This is a genomic window from Vibrio sp. R10-SG3-ISO3 (assembly GCF_059834225.1).
This window is the reverse complement of the sequence record NZ_JCBDHE010000018.1, coordinates 1-21112: the sequence shown is the minus strand read 5'-3', so window position 1 is coordinate 21112 and position 21112 is coordinate 1. Positions and strand designations below refer to the sequence as shown.

Annotated in this window: 15 protein-coding genes; 12 read left to right on the top strand and 3 right to left on the bottom strand. The window is 49.8% G+C overall.

The features are described 5' to 3' along the window. Nucleotides 1-221 precede the first annotated feature (221 nt). The 10 genes from AC6R1A_RS05030 (at nt 222) to choV (ending at nt 15520) form a co-directional block, all read left to right on the top strand. Complete coding sequence (locus AC6R1A_RS05030) at nt 222-788, top strand: Lcl C-terminal domain-containing protein (RefSeq protein ID WP_500646148.1); 567 nt, start codon at nt 222-224, stop codon at nt 786-788. A gap of 307 nt (nt 789-1095) precedes the next feature. Further along, nucleotides 1096-2295: an EAL domain-containing response regulator gene (locus tag AC6R1A_RS05025; protein WP_500632350.1), complete on the top strand. Its 1200-nt coding sequence runs from the start codon at nt 1096-1098 to the stop codon at nt 2293-2295. Between the two features lie 23 nt (nt 2296-2318). Further along, nucleotides 2319-7115, top strand: coding sequence for a PAS domain S-box protein (locus tag AC6R1A_RS05020; RefSeq protein ID WP_500632351.1), 4797 nt, complete (start codon nt 2319-2321; stop codon nt 7113-7115). A 29-nt stretch (nt 7116-7144) separates the two neighbouring features. Continuing rightward, nucleotides 7145-8221, top strand: a complete 1077-nt coding sequence (locus AC6R1A_RS05015) for a response regulator (protein WP_500632352.1) — start codon at nt 7145-7147, stop codon at nt 8219-8221. 391 nt (nt 8222-8612) lie between these two features. Beyond that, complete coding sequence (gene betI / locus AC6R1A_RS05010) at nt 8613-9209, top strand: transcriptional regulator BetI (protein ID WP_487903301.1); 597 nt, start codon at nt 8613-8615, stop codon at nt 9207-9209. 17 nt (nt 9210-9226) lie between these two features. Continuing rightward, a complete protein-coding gene (gene betB / locus AC6R1A_RS05005) occupies nt 9227-10687 on the top strand; it encodes a betaine-aldehyde dehydrogenase (RefSeq protein ID WP_500632353.1) in 1461 nt (486 codons plus the stop codon). A gap of 13 nt (nt 10688-10700) precedes the next feature. Beyond that, nucleotides 10701-12398, top strand: a complete 1698-nt coding sequence (gene betA / locus AC6R1A_RS05000; RefSeq protein ID WP_500629947.1) for a choline dehydrogenase — start codon at nt 10701-10703, stop codon at nt 12396-12398. 105 nt (nt 12399-12503) lie between these two features. After that, nucleotides 12504-13442 carry a choline ABC transporter substrate-binding protein gene (locus tag AC6R1A_RS04995; protein WP_500632354.1) on the top strand — a complete coding sequence of 313 codons (939 nt, stop codon included), beginning with the start codon at nt 12504-12506 and terminating at the stop codon, nt 13440-13442. Nucleotides 13443-13487: 45 nt separating this feature from the next. Then, nucleotides 13488-14330: a choline ABC transporter permease subunit gene (gene choW / locus AC6R1A_RS04990; RefSeq protein WP_334553378.1), complete on the top strand. Its 843-nt coding sequence runs from the start codon at nt 13488-13490 to the stop codon at nt 14328-14330. 2 nt (nt 14331-14332) lie between these two features. Continuing rightward, nucleotides 14333-15520 (top strand): choline ABC transporter ATP-binding protein, encoded by a 1188-nt coding sequence (gene choV / locus AC6R1A_RS04985; protein WP_500632355.1) that lies wholly within the window; start codon nt 14333-14335, stop codon nt 15518-15520. A gap of 79 nt (nt 15521-15599) precedes the next feature. Here the strand turns inward: choV and AC6R1A_RS04980 are convergent, their stop codons facing one another. Next, complete coding sequence (locus AC6R1A_RS04980; RefSeq protein ID WP_334553381.1) at nt 15600-15848, bottom strand: hypothetical protein; 249 nt, start codon at nt 15846-15848, stop codon at nt 15600-15602. 186 nt (nt 15849-16034) lie between these two features. Between AC6R1A_RS04980 and AC6R1A_RS04975 the strand changes: the two genes are divergently transcribed. After that, nucleotides 16035-16661 carry a DsbA family protein gene (locus tag AC6R1A_RS04975; RefSeq protein ID WP_500632356.1) on the top strand — a complete coding sequence of 209 codons (627 nt, stop codon included), beginning with the start codon at nt 16035-16037 and terminating at the stop codon, nt 16659-16661. Then, nucleotides 16658-17131 (top strand): GNAT family N-acetyltransferase, encoded by a 474-nt coding sequence (locus tag AC6R1A_RS04970; protein ID WP_500632357.1) that lies wholly within the window; start codon nt 16658-16660, stop codon nt 17129-17131. Before AC6R1A_RS04975 ends, AC6R1A_RS04970 begins: the two co-directional genes overlap by 4 nt. A gap of 98 nt (nt 17132-17229) precedes the next feature. Here the strand turns inward: AC6R1A_RS04970 and AC6R1A_RS04965 are convergent, their stop codons facing one another. Further along, nucleotides 17230-19986 carry a cation-translocating P-type ATPase gene (locus AC6R1A_RS04965; protein WP_500632358.1) on the bottom strand — a complete coding sequence of 919 codons (2757 nt, stop codon included), beginning with the start codon at nt 19984-19986 and terminating at the stop codon, nt 17230-17232. A 497-nt stretch (nt 19987-20483) separates the two neighbouring features. Next, a partial coding sequence (locus AC6R1A_RS04960; protein WP_500646147.1) for a polysaccharide lyase family 20 protein occupies nt 20484-21112 on the bottom strand: 629 nt, incomplete at its 5' end.

Here is a 21112-nt window from a genome sequence, read left to right as displayed (position 1 = left end):
CTTATATCGATACCGAATACTTCGATTTTGAATACGATAAGCGTTTGCCTTTTGCCGGTGCATTTTGGTCTAGCACCGTGTATAACAAAGGGGCAGTACAAAATTTCACCACTCATGGAGGGCTGCAGGGTGGCTTCGGCTTCAATTTTGCCGATGGACATATCAAATCCTATGAAACAGGGTTGTTTTTTGATGGGTCAGAAATTCAGGACTCCGATAATATGTTTGTACCAGGTAACTACGTACGCGCAGTTCGTGGCACAACGACTCTCTATGAAATGGATTACGTTGATAATCAAGATGGTACCGTTACAGATCGCTCGACTGGCTTGATGTGGGCGAAAAGTGACAGTGGCGAAAGGATGAACTGGGTTGACGCACTGGAGTACGCCGAAAACGCCACTTTGGCAGGGTATAGTGATTGGCGTTTACCTAACGCAAAAGAGCTTCAATCTCTGGTTGACTACGAAAAGAAAGATCTACCCGCGATCAACACGACTTATTTTGATGTGACACCAACTCAGTTTGAGTCAAGCAATGATTCGTACTATTTTTGGACGAATACCACTCAAGGTGACTTTAAACACACGGCGGTCTACGTTTCTTTTGCGCAGGCATGGAGTAAGAAAAATTCTGATTCTACTCAATACTACGATTGGCATGGCGCCGGCGCACAACGTAGTGATCCCAAAAGCGGTATACCTGCCGACTATGAGCTTGCTTCTGAGATGGCCACGGATTACATCTCAATTGATAATTGGGTTCGCTTGGTGAGAGACGTGCATTAAGTTAATGTTGACGCCTAACTAAGAATTGAGGGCTGGGATCATCTTGCGTGAATGAAACAGATTGTACACGCTCTACAGCATTTTGATTTCAGTCCTTGCCCCCTAGACTCACAAGACACGCCATTTCCTCGCTGGCTCTCCCTCGCGCTTAGCGAGTTATTCTCTCTGTTCACTATCACAAATCTATATCAGCCCTTTCTAAAATAAAGGCTGATATATCAGCATGATCAATTATTAACTAAAGCATCATCACGGTAATTGTTTACTATACTTTCGTTTAGATATCGTTCTCAAAGGCGAAGTGTTTGTGACCAAATCCATTCTGATTGTTGATGATCAGCCCATTATCCGCACCATGTTAGCGTCCACGCTTAATGCGTTGGGGCGCTTTGATATTCATGAGGCAGGGAATGGGGCGCAAGCGTATGACGTAGTGGCTGGGGCGCACATCGATCTTATCTTTTGTGACATTAATATGCCCGATTCGGATGGACTCTATTTACTGCAAAAGTTGAGTAATGAACGATTTCGCGGCGACATCGTCATCATTAGTGGTGAAGACGATGCGTTGATTCGCTCTACGCGCACGCTCACCGAAAGCTACCATCTGCGTATTTTAGGCGTATCGTCCAAGCCCATCACGGCTGCGATGATTCGCCACTACCTGCATCGTAAACCGGGCTGCGATGTGCACGATCAACCGCTCGAGAGTGAGCCGTTAACGCCGCAAGCGTTGGCAATGCATCTCGATAACAAACATGTAAAAGCGTATTTTCAGCCACAATACTCATTAGACACCATGCAGTTGATGGGCTTTGAAGCCTTGGCGCGAATCGAACCCGATGAGAACACCTTGATTCTGCCCGGCCGCTTTATTTCGACTGCGGAAAACAGCTGTTTGATGATGCGGCTCACCTTGCAAGTGATCAACGCCGCCATGCACGCTTTTTCTCAGTTAGGCAGCGCGTATGAGCATCTCACCTTATCACTCAATGTCTCTAGCCAAGTGCTGGAAGATGAGCACTTCCCGCAGTGGTTGTCGGACAAAGCGGCAGAGTTTCGCATCAGCAATCATCGCATCGTGTGCGAACTGACCGAAACTTTGATTTCAAACGATCCACAAAGCGTGCATGTGTCGTTACTTCGCTTGCGGATGCTCAATTTTGGCGTCTCGATTGATGATTTTGGTACCGGCTATGCAACCCTCACCCAGCTGCACTCTCTACCCTTTAACGAGCTCAAAATTGACAGGAGCTTTGTGTTTGATGTGCTAGAGAATGAAAAATCACTGGCCGTATGTCAGCGCTGTATTGGCCTCGCCCAAGACTTTGGTCTCAAAGTCGTGGCAGAGGGGATTGAAGACAATAAAACGCTGCAAGCGATACAGCGTTTGGGCTGCGATATCGGTCAAGGGTTTGGTTTAGCTCGCCCTGAACCTAGTGAGCAGGCAGTGGCGAGAGTCAATCGTGGCCAAGTGGGATTATGGACTGAGCACCGCAAACAATAACTCTAATAGCCTAAGGACAGAAAATGAAACTTTCAAAGCAATTGCCAATAGGACTGATGATTGTTGGACTTTTCATGATGTCCGCGACCTATCTAATGCTGAGTAAAAGTGATGGGCTGCTCAAGCAATACACTTCCAACGGCTTAGAGCGGGAAGCTAAGTTCCTGACCTATTTGATTGAGCAAAACTTAATGGAGCGCTATCACGACGCGTCGATTTTTCCTTTAGTGCTGGGTGAGTTGGAAAATGAAGCCGAGCTTAAATATGATGTCACAGATCCGGAATTTTTGGCCTCGCTTAATCGACTTATCAAGAACTATTCAGTCTATCGGCGCATCGGTATCATGGATCTCAATGGAGAAATGATTGCAGAAAATAGCCGCAACCATTTAGGAAAAACGATTTTCAGCAACAATATTTCCAAATCAGAGGTGGTGGAATCCAACTGGTTTAAAGCGATTTCTAGCGCCGAGCACGCCGTCGGGGATGTGTTTTTCTTCGGCCCAACCAAGCGCATCATCGACACCAATGAGCAGCAGTTTGATCTCCTGATCGGCTCGAAAATCTACGACACCCAAGGCACCCTGATTGGCTATTGGCTCAATATCTTGGATTTTACTATTGTTGAGCAGCGTTTTGAGAAAGCCTACCAACTGCTGGCGCAAAAAGGCTTACCTTATGCCGAGCTCACCCTACTGGATGAACAAGGCAACGTGATTGTTGATTACGACCCGCTTGTCCAACAAACCACCACTTATGAGCGCGACTTTTCGGTCCTGGGCCAGCTCAATTTGGTCAATGAGGGGGTCGAAGGAGCAAAACGTGCGATTGCTGGTTTGACGGGGACAGTCATTTCAACTCATGCACGCAAAGGCATCGAGCAGTTCACCGCTTTTGCGCACTTCAGTAGTGAGACCGACGTGCCGGTTCCGAATTGGTCGACCTTGATCCGGGTCGACAAAAATATCGCCTACAACGAATACGCTGAGCTGATGAAACTGGGCAAGTGGATATTCTTTGTCGCGTTGATGTTGATCATCTCACTCTGGTATCTCTCCTCGCGCATATTGACGCGCCCTTTGCAAAAGGTGACTCAAGCCATACTGGAAATCGCCAATGGTAACTTGGAGCCAGAGATTGAAAAGCGCCAAGGAAAAGATGAAGTCAGCTCGATCAACAACGCGTTACTGGAACTGAAAGAAAAACTGTATGAGCGGGATGGATTGCTCAGTGAAGTGAGCGAGAAGCAGCAGCTAGTCGAGCTGCAACGCACGGCGATGAACGCGATGGCTTCTGGCATCATGATTGCCGATGCCAGACAAACCTCGATGCCGATCATCTTCGTCAACCAAGCGATTGAATTTCTCACTGGTTACCGAGCAGACGAACTGATCGATCAACATTATCAAGTGCTCTGGGGAGCAGAAACAGAGCGTTCTTCTAAGCAGCGCGTGATGGAAGCGATCGAGCACGGCAAAAGCTGTACCTGTGTGATGATCAATTACCGGAAAAATCTCACTACCTTCATTAATAACCTCAGTGTTGACCCCGTCTTTGATGATGAAGGCAAGGTGACCCACTTTATTCTGGTGCACAACGACATTACGGAAATTAAGAAAGATGACGAGATCGCTAGGCTTGAGCTTGAAAGGCGTATCGAAGAGAGTACCAGAGAATCTCGCGAAGCCGCCAAGCGTTTAAGAACCGTGTTTGATACCGCCATCGATGGTTCGATAGTCATGAATGACAAAGGGATCATTATTGACGTAAACCACTCGTTGGAGTTGATGTTTGGTCGCAAGCAGCACGAAATGATAGGTCAACCTATCGCAGTGCTCCTACCGCAAACCACTTTGAAAGACGACGAAGCGCGCCAATGCTATTTTGACCAAGAGATCCGTCAATTTATCGGTCAACTGCGAACCGTCAAGGCGCAGCACAAAAGCGGGGCCATCATCATTGTTGAAATCTCAGTGGGCGAAGCGAGATTGGAAAACGAGAGCTTGTTTGTCGCTGCAATACGCGATATCACCGAGCAGCAAGCGATCAAAGATGAGCAATTAAGCCTGCAAAAACAGCTAAAAGAACGAGAGACCATTTATCGTACCGCTTTCGACCAAGCCGCCGTCGGGATTGCTCGTGTTGCGCTGGATGGAAAAATGCTGGAAGTCAACCAGCGTATCTGTGCCAGTTTGGGGTACTCTGAACAGGAGTTGCTTGAACTGAATGTGGTAGACATTACCTATCATGAAGATCTCTCTGTAAGCAAAGGCTATTTAAAGGACTTGCTAGAAGGCCACTCAGACTTTTATACCCTAGATAAGCGCTATATCCGCAAAGATAGAAGCGTTTTCTGGGCAAATCTCAACATCTCTTTGGTGAGAGATGACGAAGGGCAGCCCAAATATTATATCTCCATTATTGAAGACATCACGGAACGCAAGACCTTTGAACAGGAGCTGCGTGACGCACGCGATCAACGCGAAGAGTTGATTCGCGGAATCAACATCGCGTCAGAAGCGGGTGGGATTTGTAACTGGGCGTACAACATTGAGACGGATGAATTGCGCTGGGATCCGAGTACCTATGATCTTTATGGTGTCGAAGAGGGGCTCCCACTCACCTACGTTGACTGGCGTGACCGCGTGTTGGAAGAGGACATTGATGCGATAGAGAAAGAGATTCAAGACGCGATGCAGTTTGATTTGGCGATCGAGTCGGAATTTCGTTTTCGTCGTAAAGGACAGCGCGATGTACGCTGGGCGAAGGTGGCGGCGGCTATCGTGTATGATGACGACAACAAACCGGTCAAGATGTTTGGTATCAACATCGACATTACCGAGCAGAAACGCATCCTAACCGAGTTAGAAAAAGAGACGCTCGCTGCCCAGCGGGCTAACGAGGCGAAGTCGGCATTTCTTGCGACCATGAGCCATGAAATACGCACCCCGATGAACGGCGTGATCGGCATGATTGAACTGCTGAGACAAACCCCACTCAACGCCGACCAAAAACGCATGGCGACCACAGTGCGTGATTCTTCATTTGCCCTGCTTGATATCATCAACGACATACTCGATTTCTCTAAAATTGAGTCAGGCCAAATCGAAATTGAGTGGACGCCTAATTCGCTGCTTGAAATCATGGAAAAAACCGCTGCGAATCTTTGGGTCAACGCGTCGGACAAAAACGTCGATCTGGTGTTGGAGCCAGACTTGTCTATCCCACAAAGCATTGCTATTGACTCCCTACGCATCCGACAAATTATCCTTAACCTAACGGGCAACGCGATCAAGTTTTCCCACTACGAGGACAAACGAGGATTAGTGAAGTTGGTGAGCCGCTTTGACCACACTCAATCTTTGCTGCACATCGAGGTGAGTGACAACGGCATCGGCATCAGTGAAACCCAATTGCAATCGCTCTTTACTCCCTTCCAGCAAGCGGACACCTCGACCACTCGTAAATATGGCGGGACAGGGCTTGGCCTGAGCATCACCAAATCTTTTGTTGAGTTAATGGGCGGTGAAGTGGCGGTGCGCAGTGAAGTAGGGGTCGGCAGTACGTTCTCGCTCACGATTCCCATCCCAGAGGTGATTGACCGTACGCCAGAATTTAGCAACGTGATGTTGGCGAATCAGCCGATTGTGATTGGCTTAAGTAAAGCGCCGTTCCAAGATGGCTGTGAACACAGCTTAGTGCAGTTAGGCGTAACAGACATGACGGTGTTATCGAGCCCACAAGAGTGGCAACCCGTCACTCGCCGTGAGGGCGACAAAAAGCCTATTTTGATCTGCGATCCGCTCTTTGACGCTCAAATTGACAGCGATGGCGCGCTGCGTTTAATGATCGAAGAAGATCCAATCAAATCAAAAGGGTATGTGAATCCTTATCTGTTCGTGATTGCAGGGCATCCGCTTAAACCGAGTGAGTTGATTCATGGCATTGGCGTGCTTTGCGGTCTGGTGAGTCCTGATTTTCAATGGCCGGAAGAGAGTTTAGAAAGCGCGCATGGCGCGAGTGGGTCGATGCTTACTCAACTTGCCACCGAAGGGGTACGTGTGCTGGTGGCCGAAGATAACAAAACCAACCAAATGGTGATTGGCCGTCAGTTGGACAATCTCGGGATTGCCCATGATATCGCCAATGATGGGGTCGAAGGTCTAGAGATGTGGGAAGGCGGCGCTTACGACTTAATTTTGACCGATTGCCATATGCCCAATATGGATGGCTACGAGCTCACGGCTCAGATCAGGCAGCGTGAAGCACAGCGATCTCAAGCACCGATCCCCATTATCGCGATCACCGCTAACGCCTTAGTGGGAGAAGCGGACACCTGCCTCAAAGCGGGCATGAGCGACTACATCTCCAAACCGGTCGAAATTGGTTTATTGAAGAGCAAACTGGCGCATTGGCTGAAACAGATCAGTGCCGCGCAAGCCAGCGCTCCTGATACGCAGGAAGGGGAAACGGAAGAGGGGATGGAAAAGGGTCTGAGACTAGAGACCTTAGTTGAGGTGATTGGGACCGATGACAAAGCGATCATCAGTGAGATCCTCACCATGTATTGGGAAAGTATTCAAACGGAAGTGGCCGATCTTGAGTCGGCCATCTCTGCTTTGAACTATAATAAGATCAAAAGCTTGGCGCACGCCGCGAAAGGCTCTTCGGCTTCAAGTGGCGCGGCTTATGTGAGTGAACTGTTTAAACAGATAGAGCTGAACAATCAAGACGTTGATTTAGCAGCGCACAACATCGAGCAGATTAAGACGGAGCTGACGCAGATAGAGCAGCAATTGAACACCTTGGGCATTCTTTAGTTTCACTGATTTAAGGGCCGAGAAAAGATATGGATAAATCGATTACCGTTGTGGTGTTTTATGAGTCACATGAAATTCGTGACTTGATGGAGGAGGTTCTGCGTGGTCGGGCCAGTGAACTGGTCTTTTCCAATTTAAAAGAGGATCAAAAAGAGTTTATTGAGTTTGCGCGTGGTCAGCACACTGCCTTCATGTTCATCTACGCCTTTGAAGACCCTAAGTTTGCGATTGATTTGTACCAGTTGCTTGATTCACACAGTGCGCTGTCGAACATCATGAAATACCCTCATTTGTCGGTGTTGTTTTGTAATCGAGAGTACCGTGAGCAAGCCTACCAAGAGTGCATGTCGAAGCGCTTTTTTCTCTACGACACGATCAATCCTGTTTATGACATGAACAAGGTGCGTTTGCTGTTGGATCTCACGTCTGAGGCGCTGATGCAGCAGATCAAAGTCAGCGAATTGGAGCAAGAGATAGAGGATTCGCGCCGAGATATGTTCGACGTGTCGCTGCAACTCGATGGTATCGAAGGATCGATCAATGATGAGAAAGGCATTCAGGGTGGTCTTTTGGATGATTTGGCAAGGGATCTCAATGAATTAGGTGAGCGCCATGAAAGCCTAGAAGGCGATGAGACCAGCGGGCGTATGAAGCAGGGCTTAGATGAATTTAAGAACCTTAATGAGGTCTACTTCAGTGATCTCGGCGCTCAGGTAAGAAGTGCTAAGCCGAAAACCAAAGAAACAGAGCCTTTGGTGATTGTCGCCGATGATCAGAAAATGATGCTTAAAATCATCACCACGATTTTGCAACCGAAAGGATTTCGGGTGGAAACGGCCTCGAATGGCGCTGAAGCGATTATGAAAGCCAAAGTGTTCCCACCCAGTGCCGTACTACTCGACATTGATATGCCTGTGATGAACGGTGTTGAGACATTAAAAGCGTTTAAAAAGCTCGAGCCACTTAAACATGTGCCCATCATTATGCTGACCAGCAATACCGATAAACACAGCTTTGTCGAGTGCCTCAAATTGGGCGCGGTGGATTACATCGTCAAACCGACTAATGCGGAAACCTTGCTCAAAAAGCTGTTGGCGGTGGTATAGCGCCTGAGCCCAACACTCTCCATTTTTGCCACAAGCCAAGTTTAGTGTTGTGCACTTTGTTTAGTGGGCTAATCAACAATATTTCGTATACGTGATTTTTATCTCTTGCTGCTCTTGCGTGTAAATCGCACTCATTGGTCTCCTCTCACTTTTAAGTGGCGTAATTGATGCTGCTATTACTTCATATCTATAACTTTCAGTTATTTGAAGGCGATCATTGTCGCTAAAATGTAGCAATTTTGTGTCGTTTTTGCGGTTTTCTTCTCACCCGTTTTCGCCTCTCAATCAGGATTGATTCTTTACGTTAATGAAAAATCATTTGAGTTCGAACTAATTTTCAGGCATTTTATATTTAACTGAACGTTCAATAAAAAATAAATGGAGCCGTTTGATGCCGAAAGTTGGGATGCCGCAAATTCGAAAACCGCAATTGGTGCAGGCCACCATGACGGTGATTGACCGCGTAGGATTACACGCGGCGAGTATCTCGCTGATCAGCAAAGAAGCGGGTGTGTCGACGGGCATCATCAACCACTATTTCGGCGGTAAACATGGCCTGTTAGAGGAGACGATGCGTGAGATTTTGCGTCAGCTCTCAACCACCATCACCGAGAAACTCAAGGTGTTGCCAAAAGACGCCCACGTTGAACGCATCAACGCCATCATTGATGGCAACTTTGTCGGTTATCAAGCAGAGAATAAGGTGGCCAAAACCTGGCTGGCTTTCTGGTCATACTCAATGCACGACGCTCAGCTCAAACGTCTTCAGCAAGTCAATGAGAAGCGCTTGCTCTCTCATCTGAAGATCGAACTCAAGGCGCTGTTCTCTGCCGAACAGGTGGAGGTGGTCGCGCACGGTATCGCTGCGTTGATCGATGGGATTTGGATTCGCGGGACGCTCAACCCGCAAGGCATAGACGCCGATATGGCGCGCCAAATCATCAACGATTATCTCGATAAACAACTCACGTTTTACTCACAAAAATAATTTAAGTCAGACTTTACATGGATATGAAATCACTATTTATCGACGGTAAAGCCCACCAGGCAACGTCTGGTGAAACATTTACCACCTACAACCCGGCAACGGGTGAACCTTTGGCGACCATAGGTCAAGCCAGCGAAGCCGATCTCGCGCTTGCGATTGAATCGGCGAAGAAAGGCTTTGCTGTTTGGTCAGCGATGAGTGCCACTGAGCGCAGCCGCATTTTGCTCAAAGCGGTGGCGCTGCTGCGTGAGCGCAATGATGAACTCGCCGCACTCGAAGTGTCGGATACGGGTAAACCTTTGCAAGAAGCGCTGGAAGTGGACATCGTCACCGGCGCAGACGTGATCGAATACTTTGCCGGGCTTGCTCCTGCGCTTCAAGGTGAGCAGCAGCCCCTAAGTGAATCACAGTTTTTCTACACACGTCGCGAGCCGCTGGGCATTTGCGCAGGGATTGGCGCGTGGAACTACCCGATTCAGATCGCTATGTGGAAATCCGCTCCAGCCCTCGCCGCAGGAAATGCGATGATTTTCAAACCGTCGGAAGAGACACCACTGACCGCGCTGAAACTGGCTGAGATATTCACTGAAGCAGGGCTGCCTGATGGCGTCTTTAACGTCTTGCAAGGGGATCATCGCGTTGGTCAAATGCTGACCGCACATCCTGATATCGCCAAGGTGTCGTTTACTGGTGAGTCGGGTACGGGCAAGAAAGTGATGGCAGACAGTGCGCGTACGCTCAAGCACGTCACCATGGAACTTGGTGGTAAGTCACCGCTGATCATTTTTGATGATGCCAAGCTTGACGATGCGGTGTCGGCAGCGATGGTGGCAAATTTTTATACCCAAGGCGAAGTGTGTACTCACGGCACTCGTGTGTTTGTGCATGAGTCCTTATACCCCGCGTTTATTGAACAACTTAAAGCGCGAACCGAGAAACTGGTGGTTGGCGATCCTATGGATAAGGCGACCCAGATTGGCGCGCTTATTTCTAAAGAGCATCAACAAAAAGTGCTCGCAGCGATTGAAAGTGCCAAGCAGAGCGGCGCGACCTTATTGACTGGCGGTGAGGCGGTGAAAGATGGCGCGCTAGCAAACGGCAATTTCGTTCAGCCAACAGTGTTTATTGATTGCGATGATGACATGCCTCACGTGCAGCAGGAAATCTTTGGCCCTGTCATGTCCGTGCTCACCTTTAGCGATGAAGACGAGGTGATCGCGCGTGCGAACAACACCGACTATGGCTTGGCAGCGGGTGTCTTTACTCAAAACCTGTCTCGAGCGCATCGAGTGATTCATCAGATGCAAGCGGGTATTTGCTGGGTCAACACTTGGGGCGATTCCCCGGCAGAAATGCCAGTGGGCGGCTACAAGCTCTCTGGTCTTGGTCGTGAAAATGGCCCAGAAACCCTGCGCCACTATACCCAAACCAAGAGTATTTTGGTGGAACTTGGCGGCTACGAAAGCCCATACGCGTAACGGGAGGCAGACAATGACAACTCGTTACGACTACATCATTGTGGGCGCTGGTTCAGCGGGCTGTGTACTGGCGGACAGATTGACCGAAAGCGGTGAGCACCAAGTGCTGCTGCTTGAGGCCGGGGGCAGCGATAAGAGCATTTTTATCCAGATGCCAACGGCGCTCTCTTACCCCATGAACAGTGAAAAATACGCATGGCAATTTGAAACGACGCCTGAGCAAGGCTTAGATGGCCGACAACTGCACTGCCCAAGGGGCAAAGTGTTGGGTGGTAGCTCATCCATCAATGGCATGGTGTATGTGCGCGGTCACGCCTGTGACTTTGACCAGTGGCAGGAACACGGCGCCGAGGGTTGGAACTACCAAGCCTGTCTGCCCTATTTCCGCCGAGCGGAATCTTGGCAGGGCGGCGCAGATGCCTACCGAGGCGGCGATGGGCCGCTTGGCACCTGTGGTGGCAACAATATGGAACTCAATCCGCTATACCGCGCCTTTATTGATGCTGGCGTGGAAGCGGGCTATCCCGAAACCGACGATTACAATGGCTATCAGCAAGAAGGTTTTGGTGCGATGGACATGACGGTAGACAAAGGGGTTCGCGCTTCTACGTCTAACGCCTACCTAAAGCGTGCCCGTAAGCGTTCAAACTTGACTCTGATTAAAGGCGTCGTTGCGCGCAAAGTGCTGCTCGATAACGGCCGTGCCATTGGCGTGGAGTATGAAAAGTCGGGTCAGGTTATGCAAGCAATGGCGAGTAAAGAGATCGTCTCAAGTGCCGGTTCCATTGGCTCGGTGCAATTGCTGCAACTGTCCGGCATTGGACCTAAAGCGGTGCTTGAGGCGGCGGGTGTCGAGGTCAAACATGATCTACCGGGTGTGGGTGAAAACCTGCAAGATCACTTAGAGGTCTACTTCCAATATCACTGCACCCAGCCCATTACCCTTAACAGCAAACTTGGCTTAATCAGTAAGGGCATGATCGGCGCTGAGTGGATCCTGACGCGCAAAGGTTTAGGGGCCACCAACCATTTTGAGTCGTGCGCCTTTATTCGTTCACGTGAAGGGTTGAAGTGGCCCAATATTCAATATCACTTTTTGCCTGCAGCGATGCGTTACGACGGACGCGCGGCGTTTGATGGCCACGGTTTTCAAGTGCATGTTGGCCCCAATAAGCCTGAAAGTCGTGGTCGCGTGGCGATCACGTCGGCGAATCCGCACGATAAGCCGCAGATTGAGTTCAACTACATCTCGACTGAGCAAGACAAGCAGGACTGGCGAGATTGCATTCGCCTGACACGAGAGATTCTCAACCAGCCAGCGATGGATGCGTTTCGCGGTGAAGAGATTCAACCCGGCAGCGACGTCACCAGTGATGAGGCGATTGACGAGTGGGTGAAACAGAACGTAGAGAGTGCGTACCACCCGTCGTGCAGCTGCAAAATGGGCGCAGACGATGACCCGATGGCGGTATTGGATGAAAGCTGTCGAGTTCGTGGCGTGGAGAGTTTGCGTGTTGTGGACTCATCCATCTTCCCGACCATTCCTAATGGCAACCTCAACGCGCCCACCATCATGGTGGCTGAGCGTGCAGCGGATATGATTCTGGGCAAGCCTCTGCTTGAGCCAGACAACCAACCTGTGTGGGTTGCACCGAAATGGCAAGAAAAACAGCGAATTCATGCGCCCAAACGTGCGCACATCATTAAGTAAAGCGAAGGAAAGACTCGCAAAAAGCGAGCACGGACCGGCACGTTGCGGCCGGTCAACATAATAAGCAGTTAGTAAAAACAGAAAGTTAGTAAAAAGGAAATCAACATGTCTATGATGACGAAAACCTTCTCAACACTCGCCCTGTCGAGTTTAGCGATCAATGCGTATGCCAATCAGTGTGAAACCGTGCGTTTCGCCGATGTCGGTTGGACGGACATTACCGCGACCACCGCAGTCACGTCTGAAGTACTGAAAGGTCTGGGTTACCAAACCAAGACGGATCTGCTCTCTGTACCCGTCACTTACTCATCGATGGCAAACGGTGATATCGATATCTTCCTTGGCAACTGGATGCCAACGATGGAGGGAGATATCGCTAAATACCGTGAGGCTGGCACAGTGGAAACCGTACGTGCCAACCTAGAGGGTGCGAAGTACACGCTAGCAGTACCGAAATACGTCTATGAAGCGGGGGTTAAAGACTTCGCTGATATCGCGAAAAACGCCGACAAATTCCGCGACCGCATTTATGGCATTGAGCCAGGAAATGACGGCAACCGCCTAATCCAATCCATGATAGATAGCGATGCATTTGGCCTGAAATCGTTCAGCCTGGTTGAATCCAGCGAGGCCGGCATGGTGTCTCAAGTGGCACGCGCTGTACGCCGCAATCAGTGGATTGTCTACCTTGGTTGGGCACCGCACCCAATGAACAGCAATATTGAGATGGAATACCTCGCGGGCGGCGATGACTTCTTTGGCCCGAACTACGGCGGTGCGAACGTGTACACCAACGTGCGAGCGAACTACTTGTCTGAATGTGGCAACGTTGGCCAACTACTGAAAAACCTTGAGTTTAGCCTTGAGATGGAAAACCAGTTGATGGAAGCCATCTTGAATCAAAATGTTAAACCTTCAATTGCGGCTCAGCAGTGGCTAAAAGCCAACCCAGAGCAGGTTGAAAAGTGGCTAGAAGGCGTGAAGACCATCAACGGTAAAGACGCGGCTTCAGCGGTGAAAAACTACATTGATTCAAAAGCGTAATTCAAATGGGTGGGCACTGCCCACCCGCAACATCAAGGTTATATTGTGAATTTTATTACTGACAACAAAATCCCATTGGGTGAGTGGATGGAAGCAGGGGTTGATTGGCTAACATTTAACGCTGCTGGGCTGTTTGATGCGATTTCTCTCTTTCTTGAAACCATTATTCTGTTTGTTGTAGACATTTTTAAATGGATGCCACCTGCGATGCCGATCTTAATGACGGCGGCCATTGCTTGGTATCTGCATCGTAGTCTTCCGCTGGTGTTATTCATTATTGGCGCGTTGCTGACGATTCTCAATCTTGGCTACTGGCAAGAGATGCTAGAAACCTTTGTTTTAGTCTTTGCTGCGACAACGATTTCTGTATTAATTGGCGTGCCTCTGGGCATTATGGCGGCGCACCGTCGTTGGCTCTACACCCTGCTCAGACCGATTCTCGACTTAATGCAAACCGTACCCACGTTTGTTTATTTGATCCCCACGCTGGTTCTGTTTGGTTTGGGTATTGTCCCGGGGCTGATTTCAACCATCATCTTCGCCATTGCCGCGCCGATTCGTTTGACTTACCTCGGCATCACTAAAGTACCGGAAGAGCTGGTCGAAGCCGGTAAAGCGTTTGGTGCCACGCGCATGAAACTGCTGTTTAAAGTGGAACTGCCTGCGGCCATGCCAAGCATTATGGCGGGCGTGACACAGTGCATTATGTTGTCTTTGTCGATGGTGGTGATTGCCGCGCTGGTTGGGGCAGACGGTTTAGGGAAACCTGTAGTGCGTGCGCTTAACACGGTGAATATCTCGCAAGGTTTTGAAGCCGGTCTTGCCATCGTATTGGTCGCTATCATCCTTGATCGACTGTGTAAATCACCGAACCAGAAGGAAGCCTAATCATGAAAGCGATTACGATTAACAATCTTGATGTGGTGTTTGGTGACAAACCACAACTGGCCCTCGATTTACTCGACAAAGGACTATCACGCCAAGAGATCATTGACCAAACCTCGCAAGTGGTGGGGGTCGATAATGTCTCTTTGTCGGTCGATGAAGGCGAAATTTGTGTCTTGATGGGCCTCTCTGGCTCGGGCAAATCCAGCCTGCTTCGCGCGGTCAATGGGCTCAATACGATCTCTCGTGGTTCATTAACCATCAAAGATGGTGATTCACAAGTCGATCTCGCCAACTGTGATGAACAGACACTGCGCCATTTGCGCACGCATCGTGTCTCTATGGTGTTTCAAAAATTCGCGCTTATGCCTTGGCTCACCGTATTGGACAACGTCGCCTTTGGTCTCGAGTTGCAAGGGCAAGGAAAAGCCGAGCGAAGAGCCAAAGCGCGCGAGCAGCTCGAGATGGTAGGCTTAGCCGAGTGGGAAGATAAGTTCCCGCATGAGCTCTCAGGGGGGATGCAGCAACGTGTCGGTCTTGCGCGCGCCTTTGCGATGGACAGTGATATTTTACTGATGGATGAGCCGTTTTCCGCGCTCGATCCACTGATCCGTGCTCAGTTGCAAGATGAACTGATTTTGTTGCAGAAGAAACTGAATAAAACCATCTTGTTTGTCAGTCACGATCTTGATGAAGCACTTAAAATCGGCAACAACATTGCGATTATGGAGTCAGGCAAGCTGATCCAGCACGGTAAACCAGAAGCAATCATTCTGACGCCAGAGAACGACTACGTACGAGATTTTGTTGCGCACACCAATCCTCTTAATGTATTGAAAGGGCGCTCCTTGATGCAGCCGGTGGAAGAGTTGAAGCACAACGCCAACCAATGGCAAGTGTGCGGCAGTGACGCGCTGTGGGTGAGTCAACAAGGCGAGCGCCTCGAACTCGCGCCTGACTCCTCGCTCTCTTTGCTGCACTGGGATGCAAGCAAGGGTGATTTCGACGCCGTGAATGCCTCGACCGTGGTGGTCACCAGCCCGGACATTGGGATGCGTGAAGCGATTGAACTGAAACAGCGCAGCGGGCAGCCTATCTTATTGATGGAAGAGGGGCGCTTAGTGGGCGTGTTGAACGACAGTGAGTTTTATGACGCGTTGCTAGGCAACTACAACGCGCCGAAAGCAGCGTAGTGAAACCCTTGCATCGTTAGCGTTCATCTCAATCTGAACGCCATCAAAAAGGGCTGACGTATCGTCAGCCCTTTTCGGTTTAGTGTTTACGGCCAGTGCCACTTCTGACTAACTCTTGACCATTTTGGAACACATCTTCCGTGACCCAGCGGCCCAGAATCAATTGATGATTGTCATCGAGCACTGCGACAAATCGGCGACCGTCTGCGTTGCTGGTCGCAAGGGCGATACCGGCGACACCCTGTAGGCCAAGCGTGCCGTTTTCAACGGCGATCAAAAAGGCTTCAAGTTCTTCTAGGCTGGCGATAATTGTGTCGTCATTAATCATATTGGTTATCTCTTGGTCTATCTTGTTGACATCTGTGCGGTATTACGCGCATAGCCGCCACTCTATCACTGCCGCTTAGGCTGTGACAAACAAATCACCCTCTTGGCCAACACACAGGATACCTTTTAGGCATTCGTCACTGAGGCTGATACACTGAAGGTGAATATGGATTTCAGGAACCTTCAGATGCAAAGCGCGCCCATTCTCTATTATGTTTACGATCCGATGTGCTCATGGTGTTGGGGCTACCAACCCGTATGGCAGGAAGTCAAACAGCAACTCTCAGGTACGGTTAGCGTGCAGTACGTGGTTGGCGGTTTAGCGCCAGACAGTGATGAGCCGATGCCAATAGCGATGCGAGAGCAAATTGCCTCCTACTGGCGCAAAATAGAAAACTTGCTCGGCACGCCATTTAACTACGATTTTTGGACTAGCAACACGCCAAGGCGCTCAACGTACCCCGCATGTCGCGCTGCCTTGGCGGCGCGCAAGCAAGACGCCGAATTGGTGATGATCAACGCGATTCAACGCGCCTATTATCTTGAGGCGAAAAATCCCAGTGATGATGAGGTGTTGCTTGCACTCGCCAGCCAGGCTGGGCTGGATATGACGCGCTTTGAAGAGGACTATCGCAGTGTGCAGCTCAACCAGTCTTTGCTGGATGAGATTCGTTTTTCTCGCCAGATTGGCGCGAATGGGTTCCCTTCTTTGGTGTTACGCATTGAGGATAACGTTTATCCCATCGCCGTGGATTATCGCGATGCACACAATACAGTTACCCTCGTGCGCTCCGTGTTGGAGGGGCAATCATGATTTGCATTGAGCCGCTCAGCGAACAGACCATTGATCGAGTAAGAGGGGTCACGCTACCCCGAGCGCAAGTGAAGTTTGCGGGGACCGCTGAGGAGTTTCTCTCCGATCATTGCCCAACCACACATCGGCATGTGATTCTGGCCGGCGATAACATAGTCGGCTTTTTCAAACTCGATATCGCCTATCGTCGCCGCTACGACTTTTGTCCCGATCACGCAATGGGGCTCAGAGCGTTTGCCATCGACGCCGCTCATCAAGGCAAAGGGTATGGCAAAGCAGCGATTCGCGCATTGATGCCGTATCTCGTCGCCAACTATCCGCAGTTTGAGACGATTTACCTCACGGTCAACTGCAAAAATCCCGGCGCGCAAGCCTGCTATCTCAAAAGCGGCTTTGTCGATACTGGCAAGATCTATTTAGGTGGTTCTGCTGGCCCGCAACACATCATGAGAGCGACTATTCATGCTTAAGTCGTTGGTATAAAAAGGGATAAGTACCAGAAAAAACGGCTCGACCGTGCCTAAATTTCTCTAGACAGGGTCGAGCCGTTTGAGTAGCGGCGCAGGGCTTAAACGAGTTTGGTCTTCGTCACTTCTTTAATCGCCGACAGAATCAAGGTAGGCAGAGAGGCGGCCATGATGACGCCAAATAGGTGACCACCTTGCAAGGCTTCAGTGCTGAAGATCAGCTGACCAATACCGGTGTAGATGACGCTAAGCGACAGCGTGGCTGAGATAGCAACGGCACCAAGCAGCGACTTGTTGGTCAGTGGGTTCTTGCGGAACAAGGTCGTGAATGAGCGCGAGTCAAATAGGTGCCACAGCTGAGCAAACACCAGCATCGCAAAGGCCATGGTCTGTGCATAATTTGCACTAAACCCATTGTCAAGCGCCCAGTTAAACGCTAGGTAGCTCATTGCGCCAAGGGCCAAGCCACGGGTGACAATGCGAGTGCCTAAGTGGTCGCTGAAGAAGCTCTCGTTACGCTTGCGAGGTTTGCGTTCCATCAAATCTTTTTCTTCTGGATCAACACCCAGAGCCAGTGCTGGTAGGCCATCTGAAACCAAGTTAATCCACAAGATCATCAATGGCGTGAGCGGCAAAATCGCCTCTGGTCCCATCATCAAGAAAGCAAATAGGATCACCGATACTTCACCGACGTTCGCCGTTAGCGCTTGGCGAATGAACTTGCGTAGGTTATCGAAGATTTGTCGACCTTGACGCACCGCTTTCACTATGGTGCTGAAGTTGTCATCCAGCAGAATTAAATCACCGGAATCTTTGGCGACCGAGGTACCTGTGATTCCCATCGCAACACCGATGTCAGCACGGCGCAAGGCTGGAGCGTCATTGACACCATCACCTGTCATCGCGGCGACTTCATTGTTGAACTGCTGAGCTTGAACGATGCGCAGTTTGTGCTCAGGCGTCACGCGAGCAAACACGGCCACTTGTGGGCAGATACGGCGCAATTCGTCATCGTCCATCGCATCGAGCTCGGTACCGGTGACGACGCGGTCTTTCTCGCTGCGAATAATGCCGATCTCACGTGCAATCGCGGCGGCGGTCAATGCGTGGTCGCCGGTGATCATCACGGTGCGAACGCCTGCATCGAAGCAGCTGTCTACCGCAGCGCGCACTTCAGGGCGAGGTGGATCCATGATGCCGTAAAGACCTAGCAGAATGACCTCTTGCTCAAGCTCGCTGTGATCGCGTTTGAGATCGTCATCGCTTAACTCTTTGTAACCGACCGCCAACGTGCGCAGTGCTTGATGGGCAAAATCTTGGATCGCCGCCTCATAGTTGGCCACGATGCAATCCGCAGCATCAGTCTTTAGGGCACAGTTTCCAACCGTCGCACTCACCGGCAGCTTAGACACATATTGACCATCCACCATAAAACCGGCGGAGTGGTTCAATACCACATCGGGTGCGCCTTTAATGGCGAGGAAGTGCTTACCTTCAGGGCTTCGAACAATCACAGACGCCATTTTGCGCGCTGAATCAAACGGGAACTTTTCAACAATAGAGTAACCGCCCGTGCTCAGCATTTCAGATTGCTCTAGGCCTGCTTTGGCGGCCGCGACGATCAAGGCGCCTTCGGTTGGGTTACCGCGCACTTTAGACTGGTCACCATCTTTGAGGTATTCGGCGTCGTTACACAGGGTCGCGACGACTAAGCCTTTCATCATTTCCGGGCTTTGCTTGGCATCAATATGGTGACCGAGTGGTTTGAATTCACCTTCTGGGCTAAAGCCTTTACCACTCACTTCCCAGTAGCGGCCGCTCACATCGTAAGCTTTCATTACCTGCATTTGGTTTTGAGTCAGCGTGCCGGTTTTGTCTGAACAGATGACGGTAGTCGAGCCCAGCGTTTCAATCGCAGAGAGCTGTTTAGCCAGTGCGTTGTTCTTCACCATTTGCGTGGAGCCCATGGTCAATACAATCGAGATAACCGTTGGCAGACCTTCTGGAATTGCTGCGACCGAGAGCGAAATACCCGTGTTAAGAATTTCAAGCCACGGCATACCGTGATAGAGACCAATACCACACACCACGGCCACGACGGCGAGCGCCGCGACCATCAAGATTTTTGCGATGGTATCCATGCGCTCTTGCATTGGGGTTTTGGTCTCTTCGGTGTTCGCCATCATATCGGCGATGTGGCCCACTTCGGTTTTCATACCCGTGTTGACCACAATACCTAAGCCAGTACCTGATGTGACGATGGTGGTCATAAAGCCCATGTTGCGCTGATCGCCAAGACCAACCGTGGCATCATCGATCACCTCGACTTTCTTATCGACAGGTTCCGATTCACCGGTGAGCGCCGCTTCATCAATCGACAAGCGGTTGGCTTCGATAATGCGTACATCGGCGGCAAGAATGTCACCGGTGCTGATTTTTAGGATATCTCCCGGCACGATTTCTTTGGCCGGAATATCCATCCACTGGCCGTCACGTTTCACTTGTGCGGTAGGCGCCGCCATCTCGCGCAGGGCTTCCATCCCTTTTTGCGCTTTGAACTCTTGCCAAAACGCGATGATGGCATTGATGAAGATGATCACCGTGATCGCAATGGCATCGACGAGGTGTCCGGTAAAAAAGGACACGATCGCGCCAATACCGAGGATAAAGATTAGAGGGTTTTTGAACTGGTGAAGGAAAAGTTCTAGAGCGGATTTTCCGGCTTGCTCTTGCAGTTCATTTTTACCGTATTGTGATTGTCGGTTCGCGACGTCTTGCGCTGTTAAGCCTTGCTCAACGGAGGTTTCAAGCACCTCTTTTGTAGCGTCAACCGACTCAGTAAACCACTTTTTAGTCATCGTTTGCTCCGTTTGGATTCAGTCGATATCAGTAAAATCACCAACTGATAGAAAAAATCGCTGAATCTGAAAATCAAGATCTCTGCAAAAGCGTGTTCCTTGGGGGAAGGGTAAAGTCATATTGAATGACAATTAACTCGTGCAGAGATAAATAACCTACTAAAAAGTGGATGGGCTTGTAATTATCTTTCAAAAGGCAAAAAGGTGGAGTAGAGCACTTCTATGATGCAGGTCAGGTCAAGTGAGATCGGCTGAGGGAAAGTCGCAGTTTAGTGTAAGCAAGTATAAATAAGACATGAGTTTAACGGAAATTTGGCTTCCAAATTTCCGAATTGTGAAAGTAACTTTCACAATGGCACGGTTTCCAATGCGTGCAGTTGCGTCGAAACCATGCTCAAGATTGAGCATGGTTTAACGCGTAGGAGCAACGACTAATGATAGAAAAGTCGGTTTGAGCGGCATTTTAGTAGATAAGGATCGTAGATTTGGAATATGGCTTATTCCAAATCCGTGTTTGATTCCTCAATCAAGGTTCGAGAGTAGTCATCCAACAGCAGAGCAAAGGTGTTGACGCTGTGGTCGCGGTAAATACCTGCTTTAAAATAGGGGCCGAGACAATCGACATAACTGGTTGGCCCGTGGTGGTTCACGACGGGTTGGTCATTGATGGTAATGGCAAGGTAGCCGTCAGAGTTAGGCGTCCATTTCACCTTGACATCAAACTGATACCAGCGATTCTTCTCGATAGGCGCGCTGAGGTAGTGCTGAGTTCTCGTCATGCCGTGTTTGTTGTCGGTGTTCACCGCTAGCTGACTGGTTTGGGAGCGAATCAAAAAGCGGTCATTACGCAGTTCAATCCCGAGGTTTGGGCTACGGCTGATTTCATTCAAATGACGATCTGGCGTGGCATGCCACTGCGCAATTAAAGCGCGCACATCATCGTATTGCCATTGGTCAGTGATCAGTACTTTAAATCGATAGTGTATTGGCTGATTGAACGGTGCTTTATAGCGCTCGTACACTTCCGCGCGATAGGCGTACCCAGAGCGCGTACGAAATTGATCGCCGTCTCGCAATTCTAATCGCAGTACATTATTGCTTGAGTCCATCGGATCTTGGACTATCA

Coding starts and splice junctions, on each gene's coding strand:
- AC6R1A_RS05030 (WP_500646148.1), top strand. CDS start 222: ATGTTTGTACCAGGTAACTACGTACGCGCAGTTCGTGGCACAACGACT.
- AC6R1A_RS05020 (WP_500632351.1), top strand. CDS start 2,319: ATGAAACTTTCAAAGCAATTGCCAATAGGACTGATGATTGTTGGACTT.
- AC6R1A_RS05015 (WP_500632352.1), top strand. CDS start 7,145: ATGGATAAATCGATTACCGTTGTGGTGTTTTATGAGTCACATGAAATT.
- betI (WP_487903301.1), top strand. CDS start 8,613: ATGCCGAAAGTTGGGATGCCGCAAATTCGAAAACCGCAATTGGTGCAG.
- betB (WP_500632353.1), top strand. CDS start 9,227: ATGGATATGAAATCACTATTTATCGACGGTAAAGCCCACCAGGCAACG.
- betA (WP_500629947.1), top strand. CDS start 10,701: ATGACAACTCGTTACGACTACATCATTGTGGGCGCTGGTTCAGCGGGC.
- AC6R1A_RS04995 (WP_500632354.1), top strand. CDS start 12,504: ATGTCTATGATGACGAAAACCTTCTCAACACTCGCCCTGTCGAGTTTA.
- choV (WP_500632355.1), top strand. CDS start 14,333: ATGAAAGCGATTACGATTAACAATCTTGATGTGGTGTTTGGTGACAAA.
- AC6R1A_RS04980 (WP_334553381.1), bottom strand. CDS start 15,848: ATGATTAATGACGACACAATTATCGCCAGCCTAGAAGAACTTGAAGCC.
- AC6R1A_RS04975 (WP_500632356.1), top strand. CDS start 16,035: ATGCAAAGCGCGCCCATTCTCTATTATGTTTACGATCCGATGTGCTCA.
- AC6R1A_RS04970 (WP_500632357.1), top strand. CDS start 16,658: ATGATTTGCATTGAGCCGCTCAGCGAACAGACCATTGATCGAGTAAGA.
- AC6R1A_RS04965 (WP_500632358.1), bottom strand. CDS start 19,986: ATGACTAAAAAGTGGTTTACTGAGTCGGTTGACGCTACAAAAGAGGTG.